Here is a 22273-nt window from a genome sequence, read left to right as displayed (position 1 = left end):
GCCCATTCGTCAAACCGCACAAATAAAGTACAAAGACATGACAAAAAAATCCATCCGCCCCCCTGAATCCGCGGCTCCGCGCCGCATTGCTGTCATAGGCGCCGGTATTGCGGGCATTGCCTGCGCCCGCACCCTGGTGCAAGCCGGCCACCGCGTCACGGTGTTTGAAAAAAGCCGGGGCGCGGGCGGCCGGATGGCCACGCGCGAAAGCGAATTCGGCGGCTTTGACCACGGCACGCAATATTTCACCGTGCGCGACGCGCGCTTTGAGAAGGCCCTGGCCACCGCCCCGGGGCTGGTCCGGCCCTGGAGCGCCAACACCGTGCGCATCCTCGATGAGCTCGGCCGTGTCGTGGCTTCTGCGCTGCCGCCCAAGGAGGCCCACTGGGTTGCCACGCCGGGCATGAACGCACTGGTCCGGCTGTGGGCCCAGCCATTGGCTGCTACGGGCCAACTCGCGCTTGAAACAGAAGTCATGCGGATCGAACCCGACAAACTGCACGCCGGGCAGTGGCAGCTGCAAACCGAAGGGCCTGGCGCAGACAACCGCGTGCATTCAGGTTTTGACACCGTCATCCTGGCGGTACCGTCTTCGCAGGCGCAGGCCCTGCTGCTCAGTTCACAGCAGGCCAAACCCCTGGTGGCCGAGCTGTCGGAAGTCAGCGTTGCGCCTTGCTGGACGCTGATGCTGGCTTTTCCGCAAGCAATGCAACCCACCATGGCGCACCTGGGTCCCCACTGGAATGCCGCGCGCAGCACGCACCACCGCATTGCCTGGCTGGCGCGGGAGTCTTCCAAACCCGGGCGCAGCCCGATCGAACGCTGGACCGTGCAGGCCAGCCCGGAATGGTCGGAACGCCACCTCGAAGACGATGTCGAGCGCGTCAAGGCCAAGCTCCTGAAGGCTTTCACTGAAGTGACCGGCATCCGCGCCCAGCCGCCGCATGCGGCAGTGCACCGCTGGCGCTACGCCCAGACGCAGCAGCCCCTGGGCAAAACACACGCCTGGGACGCCAAATCCCGCATCGGCGCCTGCGGCGACTGGTGCCTGGGTCACCGCGTCGAAGACGGTTTTGTATCGGGCCTTGAAATGGCCCTCGAAGTTTGTTAGCCCCCACGCTTGTCGCTTCGCGTACAGCGCTGCCCCCCGAGGGGGCTGGCCTTGCTTGGGGCGGCCCGGCGCGGCGGCCGTCAGGTTAGCCTTCTCATAGTTCCCTCTGTTTATGGCCTCTGGCTACAAAGGTAGATTTGCGCCCTCTCCCACAGGTCCGCTCCACGCGGGCTCGCTGGTAGCGGCCCTGGCCAGCTGGCTGGATGCCCGGGCTCACCACGGCCGGTGGCTGGTACGCATTGAGGACGTCGATACTCCGCGCTGTGTGCCGGGCGCAGACCGGGTCATTCTTGAACAGCTCGCCTGTTGCGGCCTGGTACCCGATGAAACGCCGGTTTACCAATCACAACGCGGCGCCCCGTACCAGAACGCGCTCGACTCGCTGATTGCCCAGGGCCTCGCCTACCCCTGTGCCTGCACGCGGCAGGACATTGCGCAGGCGCTGGCAGCTTCCGGGCAGCCACGCGAACGCCATGGCGAGCTGGTGTACCCCGGCACCTGCCGCAACGGGCTGCAGGGCCGCGCTGCGCGTGCGTGGCGGTTTTTGACGCAGAATTATGGGAAAAATAGCGGTATTGCCCAAGCAAAACGGGCGCAAGTAGCTATTAATTTAATAGCAACTGGCGCCACACCGCCGACTGCCACACAGGCCGAAGTCCGCTGGAACGACCGCCGCCTGGGCGCACAGATGCAAGACGTCGGCCGCGAGGTAGGCGACTTTGTCCTTAAACGCGCGGACGGCCTCTGGGCCTACCAGCTGGCCGTGGTGGTCGACGACGCAGCCCAGGGCATCACCGACATCGTGCGGGGCGAAGACCTTGCCGACAACACCGCGCGGCAAATCCTGCTGCAGCGCGCACTCGGCTTGCCACTGCCGCGCTACCTGCACACGCCGCTGGTGCTGGGCGCCAATGGCGAAAAGTTGTCCAAGCAGAACGGTGCCCAGCCGCTGGACACCTCCCAACCGCTGACGCTGTTGGCCCAGGCAGGCCAAACACTGGGGCTGGAAGTCGAGCGCATGGCCAACGCGCGGACGCCCGCAGAATGGCTTCAGCAGGCCATACCGCTCTGGGCGACTAAAATTGCCGGGTGATTGAAACCCTTCCCCCCGTACCGCCTGCCTCGCCTGAAGGCGCGCCCGCCGACACCCACCCGCCCCACAACATCCGCAGCTTCGTGCGCCGCACCGGCCGCACCACCGCAGGCCAGGCCAAGGCCTTTGCCGATGTGGGCCCGAAGTTTTTGTTGCCGTATGCCGATGCGCCGCTTGATTTCGAAAAAACCTTTGGGCGCAGCGCCCCCACCATCCTCGAAATAGGGTTTGGCATGGGCGAGGCCACTGCGCACATTGCCGCGCTGATGCCCGAGAAGAACTTCCTCTGCTGCGAAGTGCATACGCCCGGCGTAGGTGCCCTGCTCAAGCGCATTGACGAACAAAACCTGTCCAACATCCGAATCCTGCAGCACGATGCGGTCGAAGTGATTGACGACATGCTCCCGCGAGCCAGCCTCGATGGCGCGCACATCTTTTTCCCCGACCCCTGGCACAAGAAGAAGCACAACAAGCGCCGGCTGATCCAGCCGCCGCTGATCACCAAGCTCGCGGCGCGCCTCAAACCCGGCGGCTACCTGCATTGCGCCACTGACTGGCAACCTTATGCCGAGCAGATCCTGGAAGTCCTGGGCGCAGAACCGTTGCTGAAAAATACGGCAGACAACAGCGCCGGCGGCTATGCCCCCAAGCCGGCGTACCGGCCACTGACCAAATTTGAAAATCGCGGCATCAAGCTAGGGCATGGCGTGTGGGACGTCGTGTTTGTGCGTGCCTGATCTTGCGGCCGCGCGGGTGTGAGCAAAACACCCAAACTTGGACTGCACGGCATGCCGACGCGGGCCGGCATCAGCCCCAGCTGCGTCGGGCTTCCGGCCGGCAGCTGGCCCAGCATCACTGACTTTCTGGTGGAACGCTTCCCGGCGATATCGCGCGAAGTATGGCTGCAACGGATGCGAGACGGCCTGGTGGTCGATGAATTCGGCGAAACCGTTACCGCCGAACGCCCCTACCGCGGCCACATCCGCGTGTACTACTACCGCGCACTGGACGAAGAACCCCGCATCCCCTTTGAAGAAACCGTGCTGTTCCAGGACGAACACCTGGTGGTGGCCGACAAGCCGCATTTCCTGCCCGTCACACCCTCGGGCCACTACCTGCAGGAGACGCTGCTGGTCCGCCTGAAGAACAGGCTCGGCATCGACGGCCTCGTGCCCATCCACCGCATCGACCGCGAAACCGCGGGCCTGGTGCTGTTTTCAGTCAACCCGGCTGAACGTGATGCCTACCAGTCGCTGTTCCGCCGGCATGAAGTGACCAAGCATTACGAAGCCGTAGCCCCATGGCGCGGCGACATCGGCTTTCCCCTTATCCGCAAAAGCCGCATCGCCGAAGACGAGCCTTTTTTCCGGCAACGTGAAATTGCGGGTGAGCCTAACAGCTACACGCAGATCGATGTGATCAAGGTGCACGGCAACCACGCGCTGTATGGACTCAGTCCCGTGACAGGCAAGAAACACCAGCTGCGCGTGCACATGAACGCGCTCGGTCTGCCACTGCTGAATGACCGCATGTACCCGCCGGTAGACGTGACGCCTGACGACGACTACCGCTACCCGCTGCAGCTGCTGGCTAAATCCATTGCCTTTACGGACCCGGTAACAGGCAAGCAGCGGCACTTTGAAAGCCGGCTGGCGCTGCGAGACCTGTAGCGCTGACCTGGTGTATGTCACCCATGACGCCAAGCCGAAGGCGGCCTGCTGGAATGATGGGGTCAGGCGCCGCGTTGGACCACGACTTCCCACAGCGCTTTCTTGCGAACGTACTTGTTGGTCGTCTGGTGTTCCCTGGACAAGACCTGCCATCCGGCTGCGAACAGTTCGTTGACGCTTCCCTCATCGAAAAACCTCTTGGCCTGGCCGTCAACAAGGTAGTAGTTGGGCTCAATGGCAGGATGCCCAGTGGCTCCAAAGTTCTTATCCTCGACCGAGTTCAGCCGGCACAAGAGCAGCCCACCCGGCTGGAGCGTCTGCCTGATCCGGCTCACCAGTCCCAGGGTTTCATGCCATGGAAAGTAATGCAGGGTGAGGCTTGCCACAACGGCACCCGCTTCGCCAGGACGGAGGGGAAACGGATCCCTGATGTCCTGGCATGAGATGCATGCTTGAGGTGCCCGGAGCCTCGCAGCGGCGACAGAAGCGGCGGAAAGATCGAAGGCAAGAACAGAAAGGCCGGCATGGATCAAGGTGGACGTGTCTGCGCCGGTTCCACAGCCGATCTCAAGTACCGGCAATGAGCCGGCGGACTCCTGGAGCATCGGAAGCCATCGGCTAAGCCATGGGTCGTGGAGCATGCGTTCGTCGACTCCTACCGTTTGACATGACGGCGACGCAAGGGCTCAGCCCTTGTGACGTCCTCTCAATGGAAGGGTTAGGCCTCATGGAGAAGTACCTCCCTTCTTCAACACCTTGAAGTTGTCGTCAATGTAGACGGAAGAATTCGTCATGCCGTAGCCTGAACAGACAAATCCATTTAAAGGCAATACGCCGGGGGCATCAATGAGCCGGCCTCTAACTTCCTTGTGCCTCTTTCCAGCGCGCCGTGAGTGAATGGCAGCCCTGGTCAAATAGTTAAGGCTCACTTTATAGTGGGAGTTACTGGAATAGTCTTCATCGTCTTGCTGCTCTCCGATATGTTCAAGATCTTTGATACCGGCGTTGTAACGGAACTGCAGGGTGAAGCCCGAGAACCGGGCGGCGTCTGCGTAGTACACCGCCTGAACGACCAAGGAATTGTTCTTGATGTCCAGGTTGTAGAACTTGCTGGGGTGACAGAACTCACCAGACGTTGAAAGAACTTGATAGCTGCCATCCGCTCTTCCAATGAGAACGAATAACCGCTCCTCTCGCGGATCTTCGCCTTTGCGTCCAGTCAGCAGCAAGGACAAGTCGAGAACTCCGTCGCCATTCAAGTCTCCCTCCGCAGCTGCAGAGACGAAGTCGAGATGTCGAAACTCGGGTGCAATTGCGAGCAATGCCTTTTGCTCCTTGGATGTAGGTACGCCTGCGACACATACGTTGCACACACACAGGAGGACTTGAACGGCGAGTAGTCGAAATGCAGTCATGAGTGACGCCTAACGTGTATGTGAGCGGTCGCCACAGACGATCCATTCGACGGACGTGTCAGGAATCATCCTTTTCGAATACTTCATTCGTGAGTTCCTCGTCAAGTATCTCGTGCATCCAAGAGCCACCACCAGAGTAGATCAACTCCGCGTAGTCTGGCTTCTTACCGATGCCTTTTGTAAAAGCCAGTACAGGGTGCACATATTCCGCGCCAGTATTCATCACCCTCGACCCATCGACGATGCATGCCAAATGGAAGGCCAGATTCTCGGTCAACTCGCGCAGCCTCTTCTCCTTTTTCACTCCAGCTTCGACGAAGCCATCGCGGACGGTTATCAGGATCTCCAGCAGCATTCGTCGTTGGTGCGCCTCGAAAGCTGAAGAATCCTTCGCAAGGGTGCTCATTAATGACTCCTATGTAAGGTGACCGACACGTTAGACCGTACCGGCGGACCCTATGTCGATGGCTTTGAGCTTAACCGCTACGTTCAACCGAGCGGAAGCAGGCAAGGCGCCAAGGCCCATGACCTTCTCCTCAATGAAGCACAGGTGCCGAGAGATAGATTCGACCGACTCCTTGCGGGCAAGCATGACATAAACATGACCGATGTACGAGTCGTATTCGTCTCGTGGCCAGTCCGGATCATCCATCACTCCAATGGGGTCCCAATCAAATACAAGGACGTGCCGAATTGCGTCGGTTATCTCCATGGCGCGGCGGGCGCGAGTCGGCATGCTGTGCCGTCTAACAGCTGAGCGGGGCGACACGCGTTCGGTTGCACAAGCTTTCACTTGCCTTGGGCCACCCAACGCTTGCAGCGCGACGAAGACTGGCTTTCACAACCTGGCGATGGAAGGGAGCAATGACCGATAAGTAGGTTCGGCCCAAAAGGTTGTGGCAGTGAACGACGGTTGACAGGGTCAGTTGGTTACCGGTATTTGGCGGCAAGCCTGGCATGCAGAGAATTGACAGCCGGAAGTCAAGATGATTGTCATCCTCGCCCAGGACGACCTCAGTTTCGGTAGTGCCGAAGACCCTGAAGATGCTGATGCGGGGGACTGTAGCGTCACCAGAGAGCGTTGCGAGGTGTTTGGCGGTCTTTAGGCCAAATCCCGCAACGATTGCATCTCGAACGTTGAGGAGCGCTCCGATCCAGGATGGCTGCACCGAGAAGATGAATCGGGCCAAGACATCCGGATTTATAGAGGAATCAGAAGGAAGTTGAATCGAGAACGCGTCCGCGAGATTCACCGACTTGAATGCAGTAGCAACGGCAGACTGCGACGGGATGGCAACCTGTATTACCGGCGTGATTTTGCTTGGCATGGACGAACTTTCTGAGGTCTGACGTGGAGAGGGCCGGACTACGATAAGTAGCGGCGGAACAGCAGCCTGCTGTTGTAGGGCCGCGTCGATCGTCATGTTAAGCGTCACTGCCACTGCCGACCAGACTATTGAAAAGTGCTGCGACGAAGCCGACGACTAAGCCCGCAAAGGCAAACGGAAGAGGCCACCAGAGAGCGACTACAGCATACAACGTCCCGCAGGCACCAGCGTCAGCGAGAACGACATGCAGGCGAAAGGCTCGGTCAAAGCCTCCGTGCATTTTGTAGAGCGCCACGGTGCGACCGATGTTCGGAAGACAAACGGCGCAAAACAGAACGGCGAGCACAGCAGATAACGCCCACAAAAGCCACGGCTGCGAAGTGAACGATAGTGCAACCAAGCCGCCCAATGCCACCAGCCAGACAAAGATGAAATTTACGCCGGTTCGCCGCAAGCTCGCGAACAACCGGATGCTAAGTTCTTTGTGAGGATCGGCGACGGTCATTCTTTGATGTTTAACGTTTGATATGAGAGCCTTTGACCCGGCTTGCCGGGACAAATCCTCTCGATGAAAGGGTTGAGCTTCTCGTGCATTGTGTCAGTGATCTACGATCACGCCAAAGCCGGCCAACTGGCGCTGAAGCTCAGACGCGCCGTTTGAGCCAAAGAAGACCATTGCATTTAGTCCTGCCTGCTTTGCAGCCTTAACGTTTTCAGCTCTATCGTCCAGGAATAGCACGGCGCTTGCATCGCAGCCGAGTTGTGCAACGACTTTCTCGAAGAAGGCAACCTTGGGCTTAGCTACGCCAACAACGCACGAGTAGAACTCGGTGTCAAATAGAGACCTGTAGTTCAGCCCCTCAGACATATGCTTTGCGCGCGAGGTCTGCTGATTGCTCCCGACGTGGCACCGAATGCCCGAACGGCGAATGGATTGGACGGATTGCATGACATCTTGGTGAATTTCGATTGCATGAATAACGCTCAGCGCTTCGGAGAGAAAGCCTGATCGGCCCCATTTTGAGAGCACTGCATCGAGCCGCTCAGCGAAACCGCCTTCGGCTTCGAGCACTTCGGTTTCGGCTTCGAACACGTCAGCTAGAACGGCTTTGGCTTGCGTCTCATCTTCGAGCTTGAGAATGGACTGAAGCGCAGGTTGCCAGTGCCTTGTTGCGTATTGGAGAACGCCATCAGCATCAAAGAGGATGTTTTCTATGGCCACGAAACACTCAGAGATTTTGGCAAGTGAGATAAACGACATGACCCGGCTTGCCGGGGTATGTCCGGCTGATTGAAGGGTTAGACGCCATTGTTAAACGACTCGACTGCTGTGCGATACGCCGCCAGGGGCTCCGAAGCACCTGCTATGGCGCGGCCGATGACGATGTGAGTGGCACCTGCTTTGGCTGCCGCAGCAGGAGTGGAGATGCGCACCTGGTCTGCAGCCGTCGGCTGGGAAAGCTGAATGCCGGGGCAGACGATGAGTACTCCGGCAGGCAAGGAACCACGCAAATAGGCGGCCTCCTGGGCAGAAGCCACGACACCATGGCAGCCTGACCTGCAAGCCAGCGAAGCGAGGCGGAAAACCTGGTCCTTGATTGATGGTGCGAGACCGATCTCTGGGAGCTCGGCGTCAGAAAGGCTTGTGATGACCGTAAGGCCAAGGACTTTTAAATTCGGGTATGACTCGGCAGCAGTAGCAGCCGCTCGCAGAACAGCCGAACCCGCTGACGTGTGGACCGTAACCATTGAAGCCCCAAGTTTGCCAGCGGCTTTGACTGCATTCGCTACAGAGTTCGGTATCTCATGAAGTTTGAGGTCAAGGAAGACCTGTTTTCCTGATGACACCAGCTCTCGAACTACCTGCGGTCCAGACTCTGTGAGCAGCTGAAGGCCGACCTTGTAGTGATCGGCTTCGGGGCCGAGCCGATCGACCAACGCTAACGCCGCAGCCGAGGATTCGAAGTCAAGCGCGATGATGACTGGTGATGGCATATCTGAAATGGCTTCTAACGTCGGAGTTGACCGGCACGCAGTGGCATTGCGCCGCGAGACGTATGCTCTCGCGCACGGCTCGCGGCGCAATGCCGCTGCGTTTCCGTGTCGAACGACCTGTTAGACCGCATACGCGCAATCATCGCTCAAGCAGCCACGACAGCACAGGGGCAAGGAGCATGACGGCGCCGACCAGTGCCCACCCGAACAACTCTCGCCGGCGCAGCCGGTACCCGCGTTTCTCCAAGTAGGCGTGAAGCGGCCCAACAAGGCTCCAACCCAGCGCCATCCGCTTCGGCCCGGAGCTTGTCCGCACAAACCAGAACAGCAGCGCCCACACGCCGAAGCCAGCGCAGACAAGGAGAACGTAGACGGCGTAACCGGGCATGGCTTTGCGGTCTAACGTTGGACCTGAGCGGCGCCGGGAAGCGTGGGTAGCACGCTGGAAGATGGCCGATCGATCGAAGGGTTAAGGGGCTTTATGCGCCGCGTTGGCGGCAGGCCGCGATCGCTAACCTCGTCAGCCAGCAAGCCAAACAGCGCCATGCATATCAAGAGCGCCAAAGCCCACGGCAGATTGCTACGTATCCCCCCCGCAGTTTCTCCAAAGAAATGAAGCCAATAGTTCCTTTGCTTTGAGGGAAGAAGCACCAAACAAATCGGAAGAGCAACACCCGTGAGAACGATGAGCCCGGTGGCCCAGAACCAATCGCGAAAGTAACGGAAGAAGGCTTCTGAATTCTCCCCGTACGCATATGCCATGTACGGATTACTGTTCTTTCTTTTAATGAGCACCTCACCATCAATGAACGTTTCCCAGCCGAGGTAAAAAAAATAGCTGCCAAAAGCGACCAATAGGGCAGACGCAATGAGGAGCCGTACGATCCCGCCCCTTCGGCTTGAAATGACTGATCGTGCCATAGCAGCCACCTAACGTCGGCCGTGAGTGGACCACGACGGCGCACTCAGCCTTGAAGAATGGCGACCACGTTGGCCGCCGTTGTGGGTCCATTCGACGAACCTGTTAAGTCTCGCCGTCCAACCGATCACACCGTTCAATTTGCACTCCTCGGCTTGTTCGCGTCGTCTTCATTCCAAAGACTGTACACGCGACCAAGCCCATATTCACTCTCCAGCCGTTCCGTCGCATCGTCGAGACTTCTGGCCACTACGGTGACACGAAAGACAGCGGCAAGCGGGCCTGGATGCGAGATTAGCGCTTCGTACGGTCGTAGTTTCAGGTGCGCGTCCATCGCGTGATTTCTCTTGAGACTTAACGTTTGACTTAAGTGGCCTGCCGAAGGCAGGTCCGCTTGAAGGAAGGGTTAGAGCGCTTCACGCAAAGAGCTCAATTGCGGTTTCGCGCCACTCGTGGCCTTGACTTGCCCAAGCACCGGCGGGAGACGGCGGAGGAAAGCCAGTGCGACAGTAGCCTTGCTTTGCCGCGAAATCAAAGACTGCATGAGGATGTCCGTTGATTAGCAAGACGGCCTTCTGGTTGTCGAGCGACCAACCGATCTTGACCGTCGATGGCTTGGCGCGGTCAGAGACATTGGTGACATTGTAGATTTGGAGGGCATCCTGAATAGGTTGCCCTTCGTGCGATGTGTCGAGCGCGTAGAAGTAGCCAGTACTCCCGTCGTCTTCAAAGACTACGACGAGTGAACCTTCTGGCGCTGGCCCCTCGATGACGGTTGGCTGACCTACGAGGAACTCGTGTTCTGAGGTGATTTGGATTGGCATCGGGAATGACTCGTGCGCTCTAACGTTGAGTTGAGCGGGCTGCGCGGCTGTTTGCGCAGCTCCGCTCGACCATCGGGTTAGGTGTCCTACTCTCGCGTTCTTGGTTTACGTGTTTCATGATTCTTCTGAAGCCTTTCTTTCTCAAGATCAAAATTAGCTGCATTGCTCTTCGCCACCATCGCATCCCAAGCGTCTTTATCGCATTTCCTTCGCCAAGTAATGAGTGCTTCATTTCCCAGATACCTGTCAATATGCATGCGCAACGGAAAGCCGCCAGGGAAGTCGCCGAATGTGGCGCACAACGGACCGCCATATATTTGCAGTGGGTCAGTTGTCCCGATAACGTCAACCTTGTGCTTACCTAGTAATGCGTACTTCTCAACGCAGGTTACGGTCTTGATGTAAAGCGGTGAATCTTCAGTAGGCTGGTAATGCTGCTCAAACAACAGCGGTTTAAGGTCTGACATATCAATGTCCACCAACTCATAGAGGCTCTTCTTTACAAGCCCAGTCGTAGCAATGTGGCTAGCTTCTGACTTTGGAAACATTGGCGAGAGCGAGAAGCGATCAAGGACGATCGCACATCCCCAATACCCATCGTCTGGATTGGTTCGAATTACATCCCCTGGTTGTAGCGCGGAGACAGCAACTTTCATAGACACTTAACGTTGGCGATGAACGGTCGACAACGGCGTGCCGCGCTCCGAAGAATGAGGCATGCAGCCACCGCCGTTGACGATCCGATCAATCAACAAGTTAAGCCTTACTTCTTTCACACCATCTACCTGCTGCTGAGCGCTGCGCCTAGCACCGCAAAAACAACAAATGCCAAAACCACGATAACGGCGCAAAACGCATATGCGAAGAACAATGGCACTTTACCTTTCGCCATGTACAGCCAACACGCAAGCGCCAGGCCAACAAGTAAAAGTAACCCGCCACGCCAAACGCTCAATAGGCCAAGAATAATCGCAATAATCTTATTTATGGTGATGGATTGCGGCTCAGGAAGTCCTTTCGCGGTTAGCTCCGGTGACGAGGGCAGAGGTGCACCACATACAGTGCAAACAATCGCATCGTTATCGCCTGTCGTGGCGCACTTTGGGCAGAACGGCATAAGGTTTAATGTTTGACATGAGAGGCGCTTGGAGGCCGAAGGCCGGAAAGCGTCCTCTCGATGGAACGGTTAGGCCGCATTGCCAGGTGGGATGCGCGGCGGCTTTAGCGTGGGGAATCCCAGGCGTTCCGCTCTGACGAAAAGTTCGTTGATCTTCCCTACGACTTCCGAAAGCGAGAGCATTTCCGCCGCTTCGGCCTCTTTCATAGGGTACAGCGCGACGTCAATGTCTTGGCCGCGCCTGTATGGGCCAGGATAGCAACCTACCCATGTATAGGAGATCGTGTCTTGAAAGGTAGGTAGCAGTTCGCCTTGGGAGGACTCATGCATTCCTGAGAAAACAAGCGGCTCAATCCCTGGGATAGTCATCTCAATGTCCGCAAACGTAAGACGGTAGTACGTTTGCCCTACGACGAGCGATGAAGTTTCCATGCGGTCTAACGTTTGAGATGAGAGGCGTGACCCGGCTTGCCGGGGTACGTCCTCTCGATTGAAGGGTTAGGCATTTTTGCCACGAGAACGCTTCATTCTGCTAGCGACAAGACGACTTCACCTTCATTGAAGGCTACGTTGATCACGAGTTCTTGCTGAAGCTCGACGATGAAGTACAGGGTATTCGACTCTTGCCGGTGTTTCTTCGTCGGGTCTTCCTCTCGAACGACAACGCGGTGCTCACCTTTTGGAAGGGTTGCGTACCACTTCAATGGATCGCTTCTTGTTGATCCAGGACCACGGCGGTGAGAGTTTCCATCTATGTAGACGCTCCAAGACCAAAGCTCACCCGGAATGTTCCCGTCTTCGCGCAGCATCAGTTTGCATAGATGCTCGCCTCGCTCTGCCAGAGCGGCGTTGCATAGGTTATCTGCGGTCATCAGAGACTCCCAGATTGCAAAGTGCTTCGAATGAACTTCATGAGTTGTGCCACCAACGCGGAAATTAAATGCCTAACGTAATGTATGCCGCAAAACCTGCGGTATAACCTGGCGCTTGCAATCTAATCTGGACATTCAAAACTCCTGTAAGCCGCTTGTATGCTGGGCCTCAAGACAACATACTGTAAATTAATACAGTTATAAAAATTCTGTGAAACCCCGCAAATTTTCAGTCCAGTTTCACACAGCTTTTGACGTTGGGCAAATTGATGACGCCGATCCAAACAATGAAGCGCTTTACAGCAAGCCGTCCTGACAACGCCGGCTCCCATCGCGGTTTCATTGTTTCCTGCATCATCAGCCCTTGTCAGGCTGCACGCAGCCTAATGCTCAGGCCATGACCTCTTTTGCCGTGATTTGATATTTGAAATCATCCGGCGCGTAAGAATCAAAACGGCCGGCTGCGTTTTCAGCCACGGGGTACATGAAGAAGCCAAGCTTCTCGCCGCTGGCCTTGGGCAGCGCGACGTCATGGGCGGTGTTGTAGGCCATCCAGTTGCCTTCCCAGCCGCCAAACAGCGCCTTGTTCACGGGCGCGACCACCGGGTTGGTGGTAGTTTTGATCCACTCGGCTGTTTCGAGGCGCATGACCTTGGCCACGTCGGCCGGATCCATCGCCACCCAGCCGTAGCCCTTGAGGTAAACCTCTGAGCGGCAATGCTGCGCGCCCTTCAGGCTTGCCGGGTTGCCCGAGAGCTCCTTGTAGCCGAATGCCGACGGTACCAGGCGAATGCCGTAGACGTCACGTGCCGGCAGGCCAACCGAGCGGCACAGGCCCACAAACAGCGCATTCAGGTCGGCGCACTTGCCGCCCAGGTTGCCGGTTTCGAGCATGGTCTTGATGTCGCCCTCACCGCAACCGCGCACCTTGGGTTCGCGGTAGGTGTTGGCCACGATCCAGTCGTAGATTTTTTGCGCTTTTTCAACATCAGTCTTCACGCCCTGGGTGGCGGCCTGTGCGGTCTTGCGCACAATGCCGTCGGTCGGGATGAGGACCGTGGGACGCGTGAAGTAACGCAGCGTGTCGGCGCTTTCAGCCGGGGCTGTCTTCTGCGACCAATCCATCGCACGGCCTTGCGTCTGTACGCGGCTGGTCAGCTCCACGTAGGGTTTTGGCTCGCCCGCTGCAAACTCCACATACAGCATCTTGGCGCCATCCTGGCCGTCTTGCATGAGCTGGGTGATGCCGTTACTGGAGAAACCATTGTCCAGCGAACGCTGGTAGTCGCTGTTGACCGAGGGAATCGGCAGCCACACCTTGGTCACGCCTTGCGGTTTGAGGATGTCGACACGGGTCGTCACATCAAAGGTGCGCCAAGTACCGCTTTGGGGGGCGAAGTTGCTGCGGCTGGGCGCGGCAACGGGTGTCTGGGCAAAGGTGATGGCGGGCAATGCCGCGGCTACGGCAGCTGCCGCGGTATTTTTCAGAAAGGCTCGGCGTACGGTGGTCATCAAAAGATCTCCGGATGGGGTGAGGGCGACGTGCACCGCGGCAGGTAAAGATGCCGCGGGATGTCTGGGCCGCAATTATCGCCTCTGCCCTCGCCTTGCTCCGGGGCCGGGTTTGCCTGCGGGCACTGTCAGGCCCTAAGCAGTCCCGCAATCAGCTTTTCAGCCGCTGCACCGGTCCAGTCGACCTCCCCCGTGACCCGCTGGCGCGGCCGGCCGGTGCGGTCGATCATCAGCGTAGTCGGGAACACCTTCACGCCCCAGCCTCTGGCCACTTTGCCGTCCAGATCGAGCAGCACCGGCAGCGTGACACCGGTGGTTTTGGCGAACTGCAGCGCGCGCGCCGCCGGCTCCTTGAAGTTGATGGCCAGTACCAGCAGTTTGTCGTCGCCGTAGAGATCGGCAATCTGCTGCAGCGTCGGCATTTCAGCGCGGCAGGGCTCGCACCAGCTGGCCCAGAAATTCAGCAGCACGGCCCGCCCACGCAAATCCGCTGGGCGCCAGGTCTTGCCGGTTGTGTCCACCAACGAGAACGCTGCCAACGGACCAGCCCAGGGGGCGACTTCATACGCCGGGCCGGTGAGCCCCTGCGACATGGCAGGAAGCATGGCCGCACCTGAGCCGGCGGCGACTGTCTGCTTCAGGAAATGGCGGCGGGAAATAAACAGGGTCGGCATGGGCCTGGCGTTAATACGCTGATACGCAGGTTGATGGGTAAATGGGATGGGTGGCTTCTATCGCCGCAAGAACAGCAAGATTGCGCAAGGACAAGCACAGCCTGCATTTTAGGGACCGTATAGCATCTGCTGCAGCGCCCCGGCGTCTTCCAAGAAATCACAGTACAGGAACTTTCATGAACATCAACATCCGCGACGCGCAAGCCAGCGACGCCGCAGTGATCCACGCCTTCATCGTCGAACTGGCCATCTATGAAAAAGCAGAGCACGAAGTCATCGCGAGCGTCGCGGACATCGAGCGCAGCCTGTTTGAGCCGGGCACGCCCGCCCGGGCCCTCATCTGCGAGATAGACGGCCAGGCCGTGGGCTTTGCGGTGTACTTCCTCAGCTACTCCACCTGGCTGGGCCGCAAAGGCATGTACCTGGAGGACTTGTACGTATCGCCCCAACATCGCGGTAGCGGCGCCGGCAAGGGGCTGTTGCGTCACCTGGCCCGGCTGGCTTTTGACAGCGGCTGCGGACGGCTTGAATGGAGCGTGCTGGACTGGAACGAACCGGCCATCCAGTTTTACCAGTCGCTGGGCGCCAAGCCGCAAGCTGAATGGGTGCGCTACCGCATGGCCGGCGAAACCCTGCAGCGCTTCGCGCAAGGGGACACAAGCCATGTTCAGCCAACGCCCTGAACTGATCGTGCAGTATCGGTGCGGACCGGCTTTTTGTAAGAAAAGGAAGCATTCAACGACCAAGTGACACAGGGAGTACAGATGGCGATGGTTGACCGCGTGCAGCTCAGTTGGCGGTCCGCAAACCCTATATAGGACAGCATTTGGCCGATGTCGCTTGCACCCGAAGCGGTTCAGTCCTACAAAGGTGCCTCGCTATCTGCTTTTAAATCTGTCGATATCACTTAACTGGCTGATCCAACGTGAACCTGCCCCTCAAATTTCCCGGCCTCGTTGAGGCCCTTCCAACGGCATCGCCGCAGTTCATCAACCTCTACAACGAGTCACAGCCGGGCCAGACCCAGAGTGTGGCGCAGGAACTGGAAGAGGGATTGCTTGAACCTTCGGCCACCATCAGCCCCAAATTCTTTTACAACGAGCTGGGCTCGAAACTTTTCGAGGCCATTACAGGCCTTGAGGAGTACTACCCGACTCGCACCGAGGCCGCCATCTTTGCGGCGTCTTACCCGCAGATCGCTGCCACGCTGAGCGAGAGTGGTATCCACCACGCCTGCCTCATCGACCTGGGCGCCGGCAATTGCGCCAAAGCTGCAGCGCTCATTCCGCATCTTCAGCCGCGGCAATATGTGCCGGTCGACATCTCGGTGGAATTTTTGCGCGATGCCGCCGCGCAGGTGCAAAACAGTTTTCCCGCACTCGACATCGTCGGCCTGGGCATGGATTTCTCGTCCGGCCTGGTATTGCCCCGCGAAGTGCAAAGCCAGGAGCGAGTGTTTTTCTACCCTGGCTCCAGCCTGGGCAACTTTCATCCAGCAGAGGCCCTGCGGTTCTTGCAGCACATTGCCGACCCGGCGCAGGGCAAGGCGCGCGGCCTGCTGCTGGGCATTGACCTGGTAAAGGACACCGCACGGCTGGAAGCGGCTTACGACGATGCACTGGGCGTGACGGCCGCTTTCAACAAAAACCTGCTGCTCAATGTCAACGGGCTCCTTCAGGCGGATTTTGATGTTCGCCAGTGGCGCCATGTGGCACTCTTCAATGCCGCGGAGTCGCGCATCGAAATGCACCTCGAAGCCCTGTCGGAGCTCACGGTGCGCTGGCCTGGGCATGCGCGGCGCTTTGGCGCTGGCGAGCGTATTCACACCGAATGCTCCTACAAGTACACCGTGGAAAGCATGACGGCACTGCTGCGGCAAGCCGGATTCGGGCAGGTTCACTACTGGACCGACCCGCAAAGCTGGTTTGCGGTGTTCTGGGCCGCCGTGGAGTGAAAAAGGGATGAAAAAGGCCAATTTCTTGAATGAAATTGGCCTTTATCCCTTTAATAATCGGCGCGGGCAGCTATCAAATCAATAGCAATCTGACGTGCATCGGGGGCACCTCAAGACCGCCTTAGGCACGCTCGGTCACCCAAGCCTGCACCGACTTCAGCGCATCGCCCAGCTTCGAGGCGTCCGTACCACCGGCCATGGCCATGTCGGCCTTGCCGCCGCCCTTGCCGCCCACTTGTTGGGCCACAAAGTTCACCAGTTCGCCGGCCTTGACCTTGCCCACGCTGTCGGCCGTCACGCCTGCAGCAATCTGCACCTTGTCGCCATCCACGGCGGCCAGCACGATGACAGCGGTTTTCAGTTTGTCTTTCAGCTTGTCCATGGTGTCGCGCAGCGTCTTGGCATCGGCGCCTTCGAGCTTGGCGGCCAGCACCTTGAGGCCCTTGACGTCCACCGCCTGCGTGAGCAGCTCATCGCCTTGCGAAGACGCCAGCTTGCCCTTGAGCGCGGCGATTTCTTTCTCGAGCGACTTGACCTGGTCCAGCACCTGGCCGATGCGGCCCTGCAGTTCCGAGGGGCTGGCCTTGAGCGAGCCGGCCGCGGCCTGCACCGTGGATTCGAGCGACTGCAGGTAGGCCAGCGCGTTCTCGCCGGTCACGGCTTCCACGCGCCGCACGCCCGTTCCCAGGCCGCTTTCGGCGACGATCTTGAAGAGGCCGATGTCGCCGGTGCGCGCCACGTGCGTGCCGCCACAGAGTTCCTTGCTGGAGCCAATGGTCAGCACACGCACGCTGTCGCCGTATTTCTCACCGAACAGCATCATGGCACCGGTCTTCTGCGCGGCTTCCATGTCCATCACGCTGGCATCGGTCGCCACGTTGGAGAGGATTTCGGCGTTGACACGGGCTTCGATCTCGCGGATCTGCGCGTCGGTGACGGGTGCGTTGTGCGCGAAGTCAAAGCGCGTGCGCTCGGCGTTCACCAGGCTGCCCTTTTGCTGCACATGGTCGCCCAGCACTTCGCGCAGTGCTTTGTGCATCAAGTGCGTGGCGCTGTGGTTGCGCACGGTAGCGTGGCGACGCGCCATATCGACGCCGGCCTTGACAGTGTCGCCAACGTTCAATGTGCCTTGGGTCTGTGTACCGAAGTGGCCGAATACGTCAGCCTTGATTTTTTGGGTGTCATTCACCCCGAACTGCACCCCTTCGGCTGCCAGAACGCCGCTATCCCCCACTTGGCCGCCACTTTCGCTGTAGAAGGGGGTCGTATCCAGTACCACGATTCCTGTTTCCCCTTCTTTAAGCTGCTGTACCGGAACGCCCTCTATATAAAGCGCAAGCACGCGAGCCTGCTCTTCAAGCCTTTCATAGCCTGTGAATGCATTTGCGTTGCCTGAGTAATCCAGGGAGCCCTTCATCTTGATCTTGTCTTTGTTCGCCTCCCGCGAAGCGTCTTGCTGCTGCTTCATCGCGGCATTGAAGCCGGCCTCATCCACCTCGACGCCGCGCTCGCGGCAGACGTCGGCCGAGAGGTCCAGCGGGAAACCATAGGTGTCATGCAGCTTGAAGGCCACGTCGCCAGGCAGCACCTTGGCGCCGCCTGCCAGCGCCGTGTCCAAAATAGTCATGCCGATTTCCAGCGTTTCAAAGAAGCGCTCTTCCTCGGCCTTGAGCACGGCGGTAATGCGGGCTTCGTCGGTCTTGAGCTTGGGATAGGCGTCGCCCATCAGGCGAGCCAGGTCGGCCACCAGCTTGTGGAAGAAGGGCGTCTTCTTGCCTAGCTTGTAGCCGTGGCGGATCGCGCGGCGGATGATGCGGCGCTGCACGTAGCCGCGGCCTTCGTTCGACGGGTTCACTCCGTCGCTGACCAGGAAGGCGGTGGCGCGGATGTGGTCGGCGATCACGAACAGCGACTTGTTGCCCAGGTCCTTCTCGCCGGTCTCACGGCTGGCGGCCTTGATCAGCGCCTCGAAGATGTCGATTTCATAGTTGCTGTGCACGTGCTGCAGGATGGCGGCCAGGCGCTCCAGGCCCATGCCGGTGTCCACGCAAGGCGCGGGCAGTTTGGTGACGCTGCCGTCGGCCGCCATGTCGAACTGCATGAACACGTTGTTCCAGATTTCGATGAAGCGGTCGCCGTCTTCATCCGGGCTGCCGGGCGGGCCGCCGGGGATGTGGTCGCCGTGGTCATAGAAGATTTCCGAGCACGGGCCGCAGGGGCCGGTGTCGGCCATCATCCAGAAGTTGTCGGACTTGTAGCGGCCGCCCTTGTTGTCGCCGATGCGGATGACGCGCTCGGGCGGCAAGCCGATCTCCTTGGTCCAGATGTCGTAGGCCTCGTCGTCTTCTTCATACACCGTGGCCAGCAGGCGCTCGGGCGGCAGCTTGTAGACCTCGGTCAGCAGCTCCCAGGCCCACTTGAGCGACTCGCGCTTGAAGTAGTCGCCGAAGCTCCAGTTGCCCAGCATCTCAAAAAAGGTGTGGTGGCGCGCGGTGTAACCCACGTTCTCCAGGTCGTTGTGTTTGCCGCCGGCGCGCAGGCAGGCCTGTACCGAGGCCGCGCGCACGTAGGGGCGCTTGTCGGTGCCGAGGAACACGTCCTTGAACTGCACCATGCCCGAGTTGGTGAACATCAGCGTCGGGTCATTGCCCGGCACCAGCGAGCTGGACGGCACCACAGTGTGGCCCTTGGACGCGAAGAAGTCGAGGAAAGTCTTACGAATGTCTGCGACGGTGAATACGGGCGTTGAAGCTGACGTGGAGGCTGACTTGGAAGTGGGATGGCTCATGGTCTGCAATAGTGGTTTTGGCAAGGCGGACGCCCTCGGGCTCACCCGCTTTGGCTAAGCCTTTGATTATAGGTTTGAGGGGGATGCCCCCGCTTATTGGGCCGTCTGCCGGCCCAGATCAATGCGGTGGGACAAAAAGCGCCATATGCGCTCATCGTCGCTGAAAGCCACGTTAAAGCGGAGCCAACCCGTCGGATGGGGCTCCAGCAGAAACAATTGTCCCGGGCCGAGCATGATGCCCTCGGGCGTGGCCTCTTTGGACAGGACGGCTCCATCGGGAAGGTCTGGATGCCGGGCCCACAGGTACATGCCGGCGCCTGGTTCATGGAACAGCTCGAAGCCCAGGCCGGTCAGGTTCTTTTCAGTCTTGCGGTGCGCTACCGCCAGCTTCTCGCGAAGTGACTTCAGGTGCTTGCGCCAGCGGCCGTCGGTGACCACCCCGAAGGTCAGCCGCTCGGAAATATCTGACGAGGTAAGGCCCGAAATCATCTTGAGCTGGGCCAGGTCCTCGATCAGCTCTCCTCGCGCCAGCAGGTAGCCCACGCGTAAATTGGGCGAGATGGTTTTGGAATAGCTGCCGATGTAGACCACGCGCTGCAGCTGGTCCAGGCTGGCCAGCGTGGACCGCGAGACCGGGTCCATGTCGGCATAAATATCGTTCTCCACCAGCGTGAAGCCGTGCGTCTCAGACAGCTGCAGCAAGCGGTGCAAATGGGCCGCCGAAGCAATCGAGCAGGTCGGGCTTTGCAGGCGGGGCTGCGTAAAAAAAGCCTTGGGCTTGTGCACGGCCAGCAGCGCCTCCAGCGCGGCCAGGTCATAGCCCGTGGGGGTACGCGGCACGCCAACGAGGTTGGCGCCCAGGAAACGCAGCATGAACATCAGGTTGGGATAACCAGGGCTGTCCACCAGCACGGTGTCCCCCGGTTTGATCAGTTGCCGGGCCACCAGGTCCAATGCCTGGCTGGAGCCTTGCGTCAGCAGCACCTGGTCAACCTCAACCGATATCTGGTTTTCGGCCAGCGCCTCCGCGATGACCATGCGCAAGGCCATATGCCCATAAGGCAGGCCGTAACCTTCAAGTGAAGAGCCGTCCGTCGACAGGTGCCGCATGCTGCGGCGAAGCGCATCCCCGAACAGGAAATCATGCGGCAACCAGCCGCAACCGGGTTTCATCGGCAGGTTGCGGTTCTCGAAAATCTGCTTGAGGTACCAGCGCGCGTCAAATTTCGGCTGCGGGGGCTGCGCGTACGGCGCGCCGGATGCACCATCATCGCCCCTGCGCTTGACGAAAAACCCGGCATTGGCCCGGGAAACCAGCCATCCCTGGGCCACAAGCCGGTCGTAAGCCTCTACCACCGTGAAAACGCTGACGCCATGCATGGCGGCAAAACCGCGGATGGAAGGCAGCTTGACGCCCGGTTTCAGCGCCTGCCCGGCAATCATGCCCCGCAGGCCGTCGACGATCTGGCTCACAAGGGGGGTCTGCAGTTCCGGGCGAAGTGTGAGCATCAAAAAACCAAAAAGGGCAGATTGTGCATCGCGGACCTCATGCACCGGGTTGGGGAATCCATGTACAGGATTCTAGACCCGCACAGTGTGTTGAAAACAGCGCGGTGGTGTACATGGACGGGCCTGGCGCGGACTTCTAAAGTCCACCCATCTTCTTCTTTCAACCTGAAATCACCCGAACATGCAGCCAAACCAGACCTCCAGCAACGCCGCCCTGATGGCGCGCCGCCAAGCCGCCGTGACACGCGGCGTAGGCCAGGCCCACGAGATTTTTGTCAGCCGGGCCAAAAACGCCGAATTGTGGGACGTTGAGGGCCGCCGCTATATCGACTTCGCCGGCGGCATCGCCGTACTCAACACCGGGCACCTGCATACTGAAGTCATCGCCGCCGTCAAGGCCCAACTCGACCTCTACACGCACACCTGCTTCCAGGTCGTCGCCTATGAGCCCTACGTTGAACTGGCGGAAAAGCTCAATGCCCTGGCACCCGGCAACTTCGCCAAAAAGACCCTGCTGCTGACCACCGGCGCCGAAGCGGTCGAGAACGCAGTCAAGGTAGCGCGTTCCTACACCAAGCGCCCCGGCATCATCGCTTTCACGGGCGGCTACCACGGCCGTACCAATATGACGCTGGGCATGACCGGCAAGGTAGCGCCCTACAAGCTGGGGTTCGGCCCCTTCCCCGGCGAAGTGTTCCATGCCGAATACCCCAACGCCCTGCACGGCGTGAGCATCGACCAAGCACTGCATTCGGTTGAACAGATTCTGAAAAACGATGTGGAACCCGAGCGGGTGGCGGCCTTCATCATTGAACCGGTGCAAGGCGAGGGAGGCTTCTACATTGCCCCGCCCGAGTTCATCAGCCGCCTGAAAGCGCTGGCCGACAAGCACGGCATCCTGCTGATCGCCGACGAAGTCCAGACTGGCGCAGGCCGCACCGGCACCTGGTATGCCAGCGAACAGTGGCCGGTAGCGCCCGACCTGATCGCCATCGCCAAATCCATGGCGGGCGGTTTCCCGATCTCGGGCCTGGTCGGCCGCGCCGAGGTCATGGATGCGCCTGGCCCTGGCGGCCTGGGCGGCACCTATGCCGGCAGTCCTATCGGCTGCGCGGCAGCACTGGCTGTACTCAAGGCCTTTGAGAAAGAAAAACTCCTGGCACGCAGCAAAACCCTGGGCGCCCACCTCATCAAAGGCCTGCGCGCGATTTCGGCCCAGGAAACCGCCATTGGCGACGTACGCGGCCTGGGCGCCATGGTGGCGATTGAGCTGTTTGAAAACGGCGACCCCGCCCGCCCTGACGCGGCATTGACCAAACGGGTGGTGGCCGAAGCCGCCCGGCGCGGGCTGATATTGCTCTCATGCGGCACCTACGGTAACGTGATCAGGATTCTGGTTCCCCTCACCGCGCCGGACGCCTTGCTGGACGAAGGCCTGCAAATCCTGGCCGACAGCTTCACCGCATCGCGCTGATCTTCGTGGACAGCTCAG

General features: G+C 59.4%; 24 protein-coding genes. 7 read left to right on the top strand and 17 right to left on the bottom strand.

What is annotated here, in order from left to right; genetic code table 11:
* Positions 1-37: 37 nt before the first annotated feature.
* From ACQ4MS_RS16380 to ACQ4MS_RS16365, 4 genes are all read left to right on the top strand, one after another.
* Positions 38-1111, top strand: coding sequence for an NAD(P)/FAD-dependent oxidoreductase (locus ACQ4MS_RS16380; protein WP_431095693.1), 1074 nt, complete (start codon positions 38-40; stop codon positions 1109-1111).
* A gap of 112 nt (positions 1112-1223) precedes the next feature.
* Positions 1224-2204 carry a tRNA glutamyl-Q(34) synthetase GluQRS gene (gene gluQRS, locus ACQ4MS_RS16375; protein WP_431095692.1) on the top strand — a complete coding sequence of 327 codons (981 nt, stop codon included), beginning with the start codon at positions 1224-1226 and terminating at the stop codon, positions 2202-2204.
* Positions 2201-2941, top strand: coding sequence for a tRNA (guanosine(46)-N7)-methyltransferase TrmB (gene trmB, locus ACQ4MS_RS16370; RefSeq protein WP_431095691.1), 741 nt, complete (start codon positions 2201-2203; stop codon positions 2939-2941). The genes gluQRS and trmB overlap by 4 nt, the downstream gene beginning before the upstream one ends.
* A 51-nt stretch (positions 2942-2992) precedes the next feature.
* Positions 2993-3874, top strand: a complete 882-nt coding sequence (locus tag ACQ4MS_RS16365; RefSeq protein ID WP_431099604.1) for an RluA family pseudouridine synthase — start codon at positions 2993-2995, stop codon at positions 3872-3874.
* 62 nt (positions 3875-3936) lie between these two features.
* Here ACQ4MS_RS16365 and ACQ4MS_RS16360 read toward each other — a convergent pair whose 3' ends face one another.
* The 15 genes from ACQ4MS_RS16360 to ACQ4MS_RS16290 form a co-directional block, all read right to left on the bottom strand.
* A complete protein-coding gene (locus ACQ4MS_RS16360) occupies positions 3937-4479 on the bottom strand; it encodes a class I SAM-dependent methyltransferase (RefSeq protein WP_431095690.1) in 543 nt (180 codons plus the stop codon).
* Between the two features lie 120 nt (positions 4480-4599).
* Entirely contained in the window at positions 4600-5289 is a 690-nt protein-coding gene (locus ACQ4MS_RS16355) for a hypothetical protein (RefSeq protein ID WP_431095689.1), read from the bottom strand.
* Between the two features lie 58 nt (positions 5290-5347).
* Complete coding sequence (locus tag ACQ4MS_RS16350) at positions 5348-5695, bottom strand: hypothetical protein (RefSeq protein ID WP_431095688.1); 348 nt, start codon at positions 5693-5695, stop codon at positions 5348-5350.
* Between the two features lie 30 nt (positions 5696-5725).
* Positions 5726-6025, bottom strand: coding sequence for a hypothetical protein (locus tag ACQ4MS_RS16345; protein WP_431095687.1), 300 nt, complete (start codon positions 6023-6025; stop codon positions 5726-5728).
* Between the two features lie 10 nt (positions 6026-6035).
* Positions 6036-6617, bottom strand: a complete 582-nt coding sequence (locus ACQ4MS_RS16340; RefSeq protein ID WP_431095686.1) for a DUF2867 domain-containing protein — start codon at positions 6615-6617, stop codon at positions 6036-6038.
* Between the two features lie 97 nt (positions 6618-6714).
* Complete coding sequence (locus ACQ4MS_RS16335) at positions 6715-7122, bottom strand: hypothetical protein (protein ID WP_431095685.1); 408 nt, start codon at positions 7120-7122, stop codon at positions 6715-6717.
* 93 nt (positions 7123-7215) lie between these two features.
* A complete protein-coding gene (locus ACQ4MS_RS16330) occupies positions 7216-7878 on the bottom strand; it encodes an HAD family hydrolase (RefSeq protein WP_431095684.1) in 663 nt (220 codons plus the stop codon).
* A gap of 38 nt (positions 7879-7916) precedes the next feature.
* Positions 7917-8612, bottom strand: coding sequence for an orotidine-5'-phosphate decarboxylase (gene pyrF, locus ACQ4MS_RS16325; protein WP_431095683.1), 696 nt, complete (start codon positions 8610-8612; stop codon positions 7917-7919).
* A 399-nt stretch (positions 8613-9011) separates the two neighbouring features.
* Positions 9012-9533 (bottom strand): hypothetical protein, encoded by a 522-nt coding sequence (locus ACQ4MS_RS16320; RefSeq protein ID WP_431095682.1) that lies wholly within the window; start codon positions 9531-9533, stop codon positions 9012-9014.
* A gap of 414 nt (positions 9534-9947) precedes the next feature.
* A complete protein-coding gene (locus ACQ4MS_RS16315; protein WP_431095681.1) occupies positions 9948-10355 on the bottom strand; it encodes a DUF2251 domain-containing protein in 408 nt (135 codons plus the stop codon).
* Positions 10356-10441: 86 nt separating this feature from the next.
* Complete coding sequence (locus ACQ4MS_RS16310) at positions 10442-11011, bottom strand: hypothetical protein (protein WP_431095680.1); 570 nt, start codon at positions 11009-11011, stop codon at positions 10442-10444.
* 530 nt (positions 11012-11541) lie between these two features.
* The gene (locus ACQ4MS_RS16305) at positions 11542-11904 is read right to left on the bottom strand and encodes a hypothetical protein (protein ID WP_431095325.1); all 363 of its coding nucleotides are present in this window, start codon (positions 11902-11904) and stop codon (positions 11542-11544) included.
* Between the two features lie 92 nt (positions 11905-11996).
* The gene (locus ACQ4MS_RS16300) at positions 11997-12344 is read right to left on the bottom strand and encodes a hypothetical protein (protein WP_431095679.1); all 348 of its coding nucleotides are present in this window, start codon (positions 12342-12344) and stop codon (positions 11997-11999) included.
* Between the two features lie 390 nt (positions 12345-12734).
* Complete coding sequence (locus ACQ4MS_RS16295; protein ID WP_431095678.1) at positions 12735-13856, bottom strand: transglutaminase-like domain-containing protein; 1122 nt, start codon at positions 13854-13856, stop codon at positions 12735-12737.
* Between the two features lie 128 nt (positions 13857-13984).
* Entirely contained in the window at positions 13985-14530 is a 546-nt protein-coding gene (locus ACQ4MS_RS16290) for a TlpA disulfide reductase family protein (RefSeq protein ID WP_431095677.1), read from the bottom strand.
* A 176-nt stretch (positions 14531-14706) separates the two neighbouring features.
* Here ACQ4MS_RS16290 and ACQ4MS_RS16285 point away from each other — a divergent pair, with 176 nt between their 5' ends.
* Together ACQ4MS_RS16285 and egtD are read left to right on the top strand one after the other, a co-directional pair.
* Positions 14707-15213: a GNAT family N-acetyltransferase gene (locus ACQ4MS_RS16285; RefSeq protein ID WP_431095676.1), complete on the top strand. Its 507-nt coding sequence runs from the start codon at positions 14707-14709 to the stop codon at positions 15211-15213.
* Positions 15214-15455: 242 nt separating this feature from the next.
* Positions 15456-16484, top strand: a complete 1029-nt coding sequence (egtD, locus tag ACQ4MS_RS16280) for an L-histidine N(alpha)-methyltransferase (protein WP_431095675.1) — start codon at positions 15456-15458, stop codon at positions 16482-16484.
* 121 nt (positions 16485-16605) lie between these two features.
* On the opposite strand, the gene alaS is transcribed toward egtD, so the two are convergent.
* Positions 16606-19272 carry an alanine--tRNA ligase gene (gene alaS, locus ACQ4MS_RS16275; RefSeq protein ID WP_431095674.1) on the bottom strand — a complete coding sequence of 889 codons (2667 nt, stop codon included), beginning with the start codon at positions 19270-19272 and terminating at the stop codon, positions 16606-16608.
* A 93-nt stretch (positions 19273-19365) separates the two neighbouring features.
* The gene (locus tag ACQ4MS_RS16270) at positions 19366-20781 is read right to left on the bottom strand and encodes a PLP-dependent aminotransferase family protein (protein ID WP_431095673.1); all 1416 of its coding nucleotides are present in this window, start codon (positions 20779-20781) and stop codon (positions 19366-19368) included.
* Between the two features lie 181 nt (positions 20782-20962).
* Here ACQ4MS_RS16270 and gabT point away from each other — a divergent pair, with 181 nt between their 5' ends.
* Positions 20963-22255, top strand: coding sequence for a 4-aminobutyrate--2-oxoglutarate transaminase (gene gabT / locus ACQ4MS_RS16265; protein ID WP_431095672.1), 1293 nt, complete (start codon positions 20963-20965; stop codon positions 22253-22255).
* Positions 22256-22273: the final 18 nt, after the last annotated feature.

This window comes from Polaromonas aquatica, from assembly GCF_050626995.1.
Classification (GTDB): Bacteria; Pseudomonadota; Gammaproteobacteria; order Burkholderiales; family Burkholderiaceae_C; genus Polaromonas; species Polaromonas aquatica_A.
The sequence above is the reverse complement of the archived record's forward strand: the minus strand, read 5'-3'. Positions and strand labels throughout refer to the sequence as shown.

Excerpts from the sequence above, each read along its gene's own strand:
- ACQ4MS_RS16330 (WP_431095684.1), bottom strand. The coding sequence starts at position 7,878 with ATGTCGTTTATCTCACTTGCCAAAATCTCTGAGTGTTTCGTGGCCATA.
- ACQ4MS_RS16335 (WP_431095685.1), bottom strand. The coding sequence starts at position 7,122 with ATGACCGTCGCCGATCCTCACAAAGAACTTAGCATCCGGTTGTTCGCG.
- ACQ4MS_RS16285 (WP_431095676.1), top strand. The coding sequence starts at position 14,707 with ATGAACATCAACATCCGCGACGCGCAAGCCAGCGACGCCGCAGTGATC.
- ACQ4MS_RS16380 (WP_431095693.1), top strand. The coding sequence starts at position 38 with ATGACAAAAAAATCCATCCGCCCCCCTGAATCCGCGGCTCCGCGCCGC.
- ACQ4MS_RS16305 (WP_431095325.1), bottom strand. The coding sequence starts at position 11,904 with ATGGAAACTTCATCGCTCGTCGTAGGGCAAACGTACTACCGTCTTACG.
- pyrF (WP_431095683.1), bottom strand. The coding sequence starts at position 8,612 with ATGCCATCACCAGTCATCATCGCGCTTGACTTCGAATCCTCGGCTGCG.
- ACQ4MS_RS16365 (WP_431099604.1), top strand. The coding sequence starts at position 2,993 with ATGCCGACGCGGGCCGGCATCAGCCCCAGCTGCGTCGGGCTTCCGGCC.
- ACQ4MS_RS16360 (WP_431095690.1), bottom strand. The coding sequence starts at position 4,479 with ATGCTCCAGGAGTCCGCCGGCTCATTGCCGGTACTTGAGATCGGCTGT.
- ACQ4MS_RS16295 (WP_431095678.1), bottom strand. The coding sequence starts at position 13,856 with ATGACCACCGTACGCCGAGCCTTTCTGAAAAATACCGCGGCAGCTGCC.
- ACQ4MS_RS16290 (WP_431095677.1), bottom strand. The coding sequence starts at position 14,530 with ATGCCGACCCTGTTTATTTCCCGCCGCCATTTCCTGAAGCAGACAGTC.
- ACQ4MS_RS16270 (WP_431095673.1), bottom strand. The coding sequence starts at position 20,781 with ATGCTCACACTTCGCCCGGAACTGCAGACCCCCCTTGTGAGCCAGATC.
- ACQ4MS_RS16355 (WP_431095689.1), bottom strand. The coding sequence starts at position 5,289 with ATGACTGCATTTCGACTACTCGCCGTTCAAGTCCTCCTGTGTGTGTGC.
- ACQ4MS_RS16310 (WP_431095680.1), bottom strand. The coding sequence starts at position 11,011 with ATGAAAGTTGCTGTCTCCGCGCTACAACCAGGGGATGTAATTCGAACC.
- alaS (WP_431095674.1), bottom strand. The coding sequence starts at position 19,272 with ATGAGCCATCCCACTTCCAAGTCAGCCTCCACGTCAGCTTCAACGCCC.
- ACQ4MS_RS16350 (WP_431095688.1), bottom strand. The coding sequence starts at position 5,695 with ATGAGCACCCTTGCGAAGGATTCTTCAGCTTTCGAGGCGCACCAACGA.
- gluQRS (WP_431095692.1), top strand. The coding sequence starts at position 1,224 with ATGGCCTCTGGCTACAAAGGTAGATTTGCGCCCTCTCCCACAGGTCCG.
- ACQ4MS_RS16315 (WP_431095681.1), bottom strand. The coding sequence starts at position 10,355 with ATGCCAATCCAAATCACCTCAGAACACGAGTTCCTCGTAGGTCAGCCA.
- ACQ4MS_RS16340 (WP_431095686.1), bottom strand. The coding sequence starts at position 6,617 with ATGCCAAGCAAAATCACGCCGGTAATACAGGTTGCCATCCCGTCGCAG.
- ACQ4MS_RS16345 (WP_431095687.1), bottom strand. The coding sequence starts at position 6,025 with ATGCCGACTCGCGCCCGCCGCGCCATGGAGATAACCGACGCAATTCGG.
- ACQ4MS_RS16320 (WP_431095682.1), bottom strand. The coding sequence starts at position 9,533 with ATGGCACGATCAGTCATTTCAAGCCGAAGGGGCGGGATCGTACGGCTC.
- ACQ4MS_RS16300 (WP_431095679.1), bottom strand. The coding sequence starts at position 12,344 with ATGACCGCAGATAACCTATGCAACGCCGCTCTGGCAGAGCGAGGCGAG.
- gabT (WP_431095672.1), top strand. The coding sequence starts at position 20,963 with ATGCAGCCAAACCAGACCTCCAGCAACGCCGCCCTGATGGCGCGCCGC.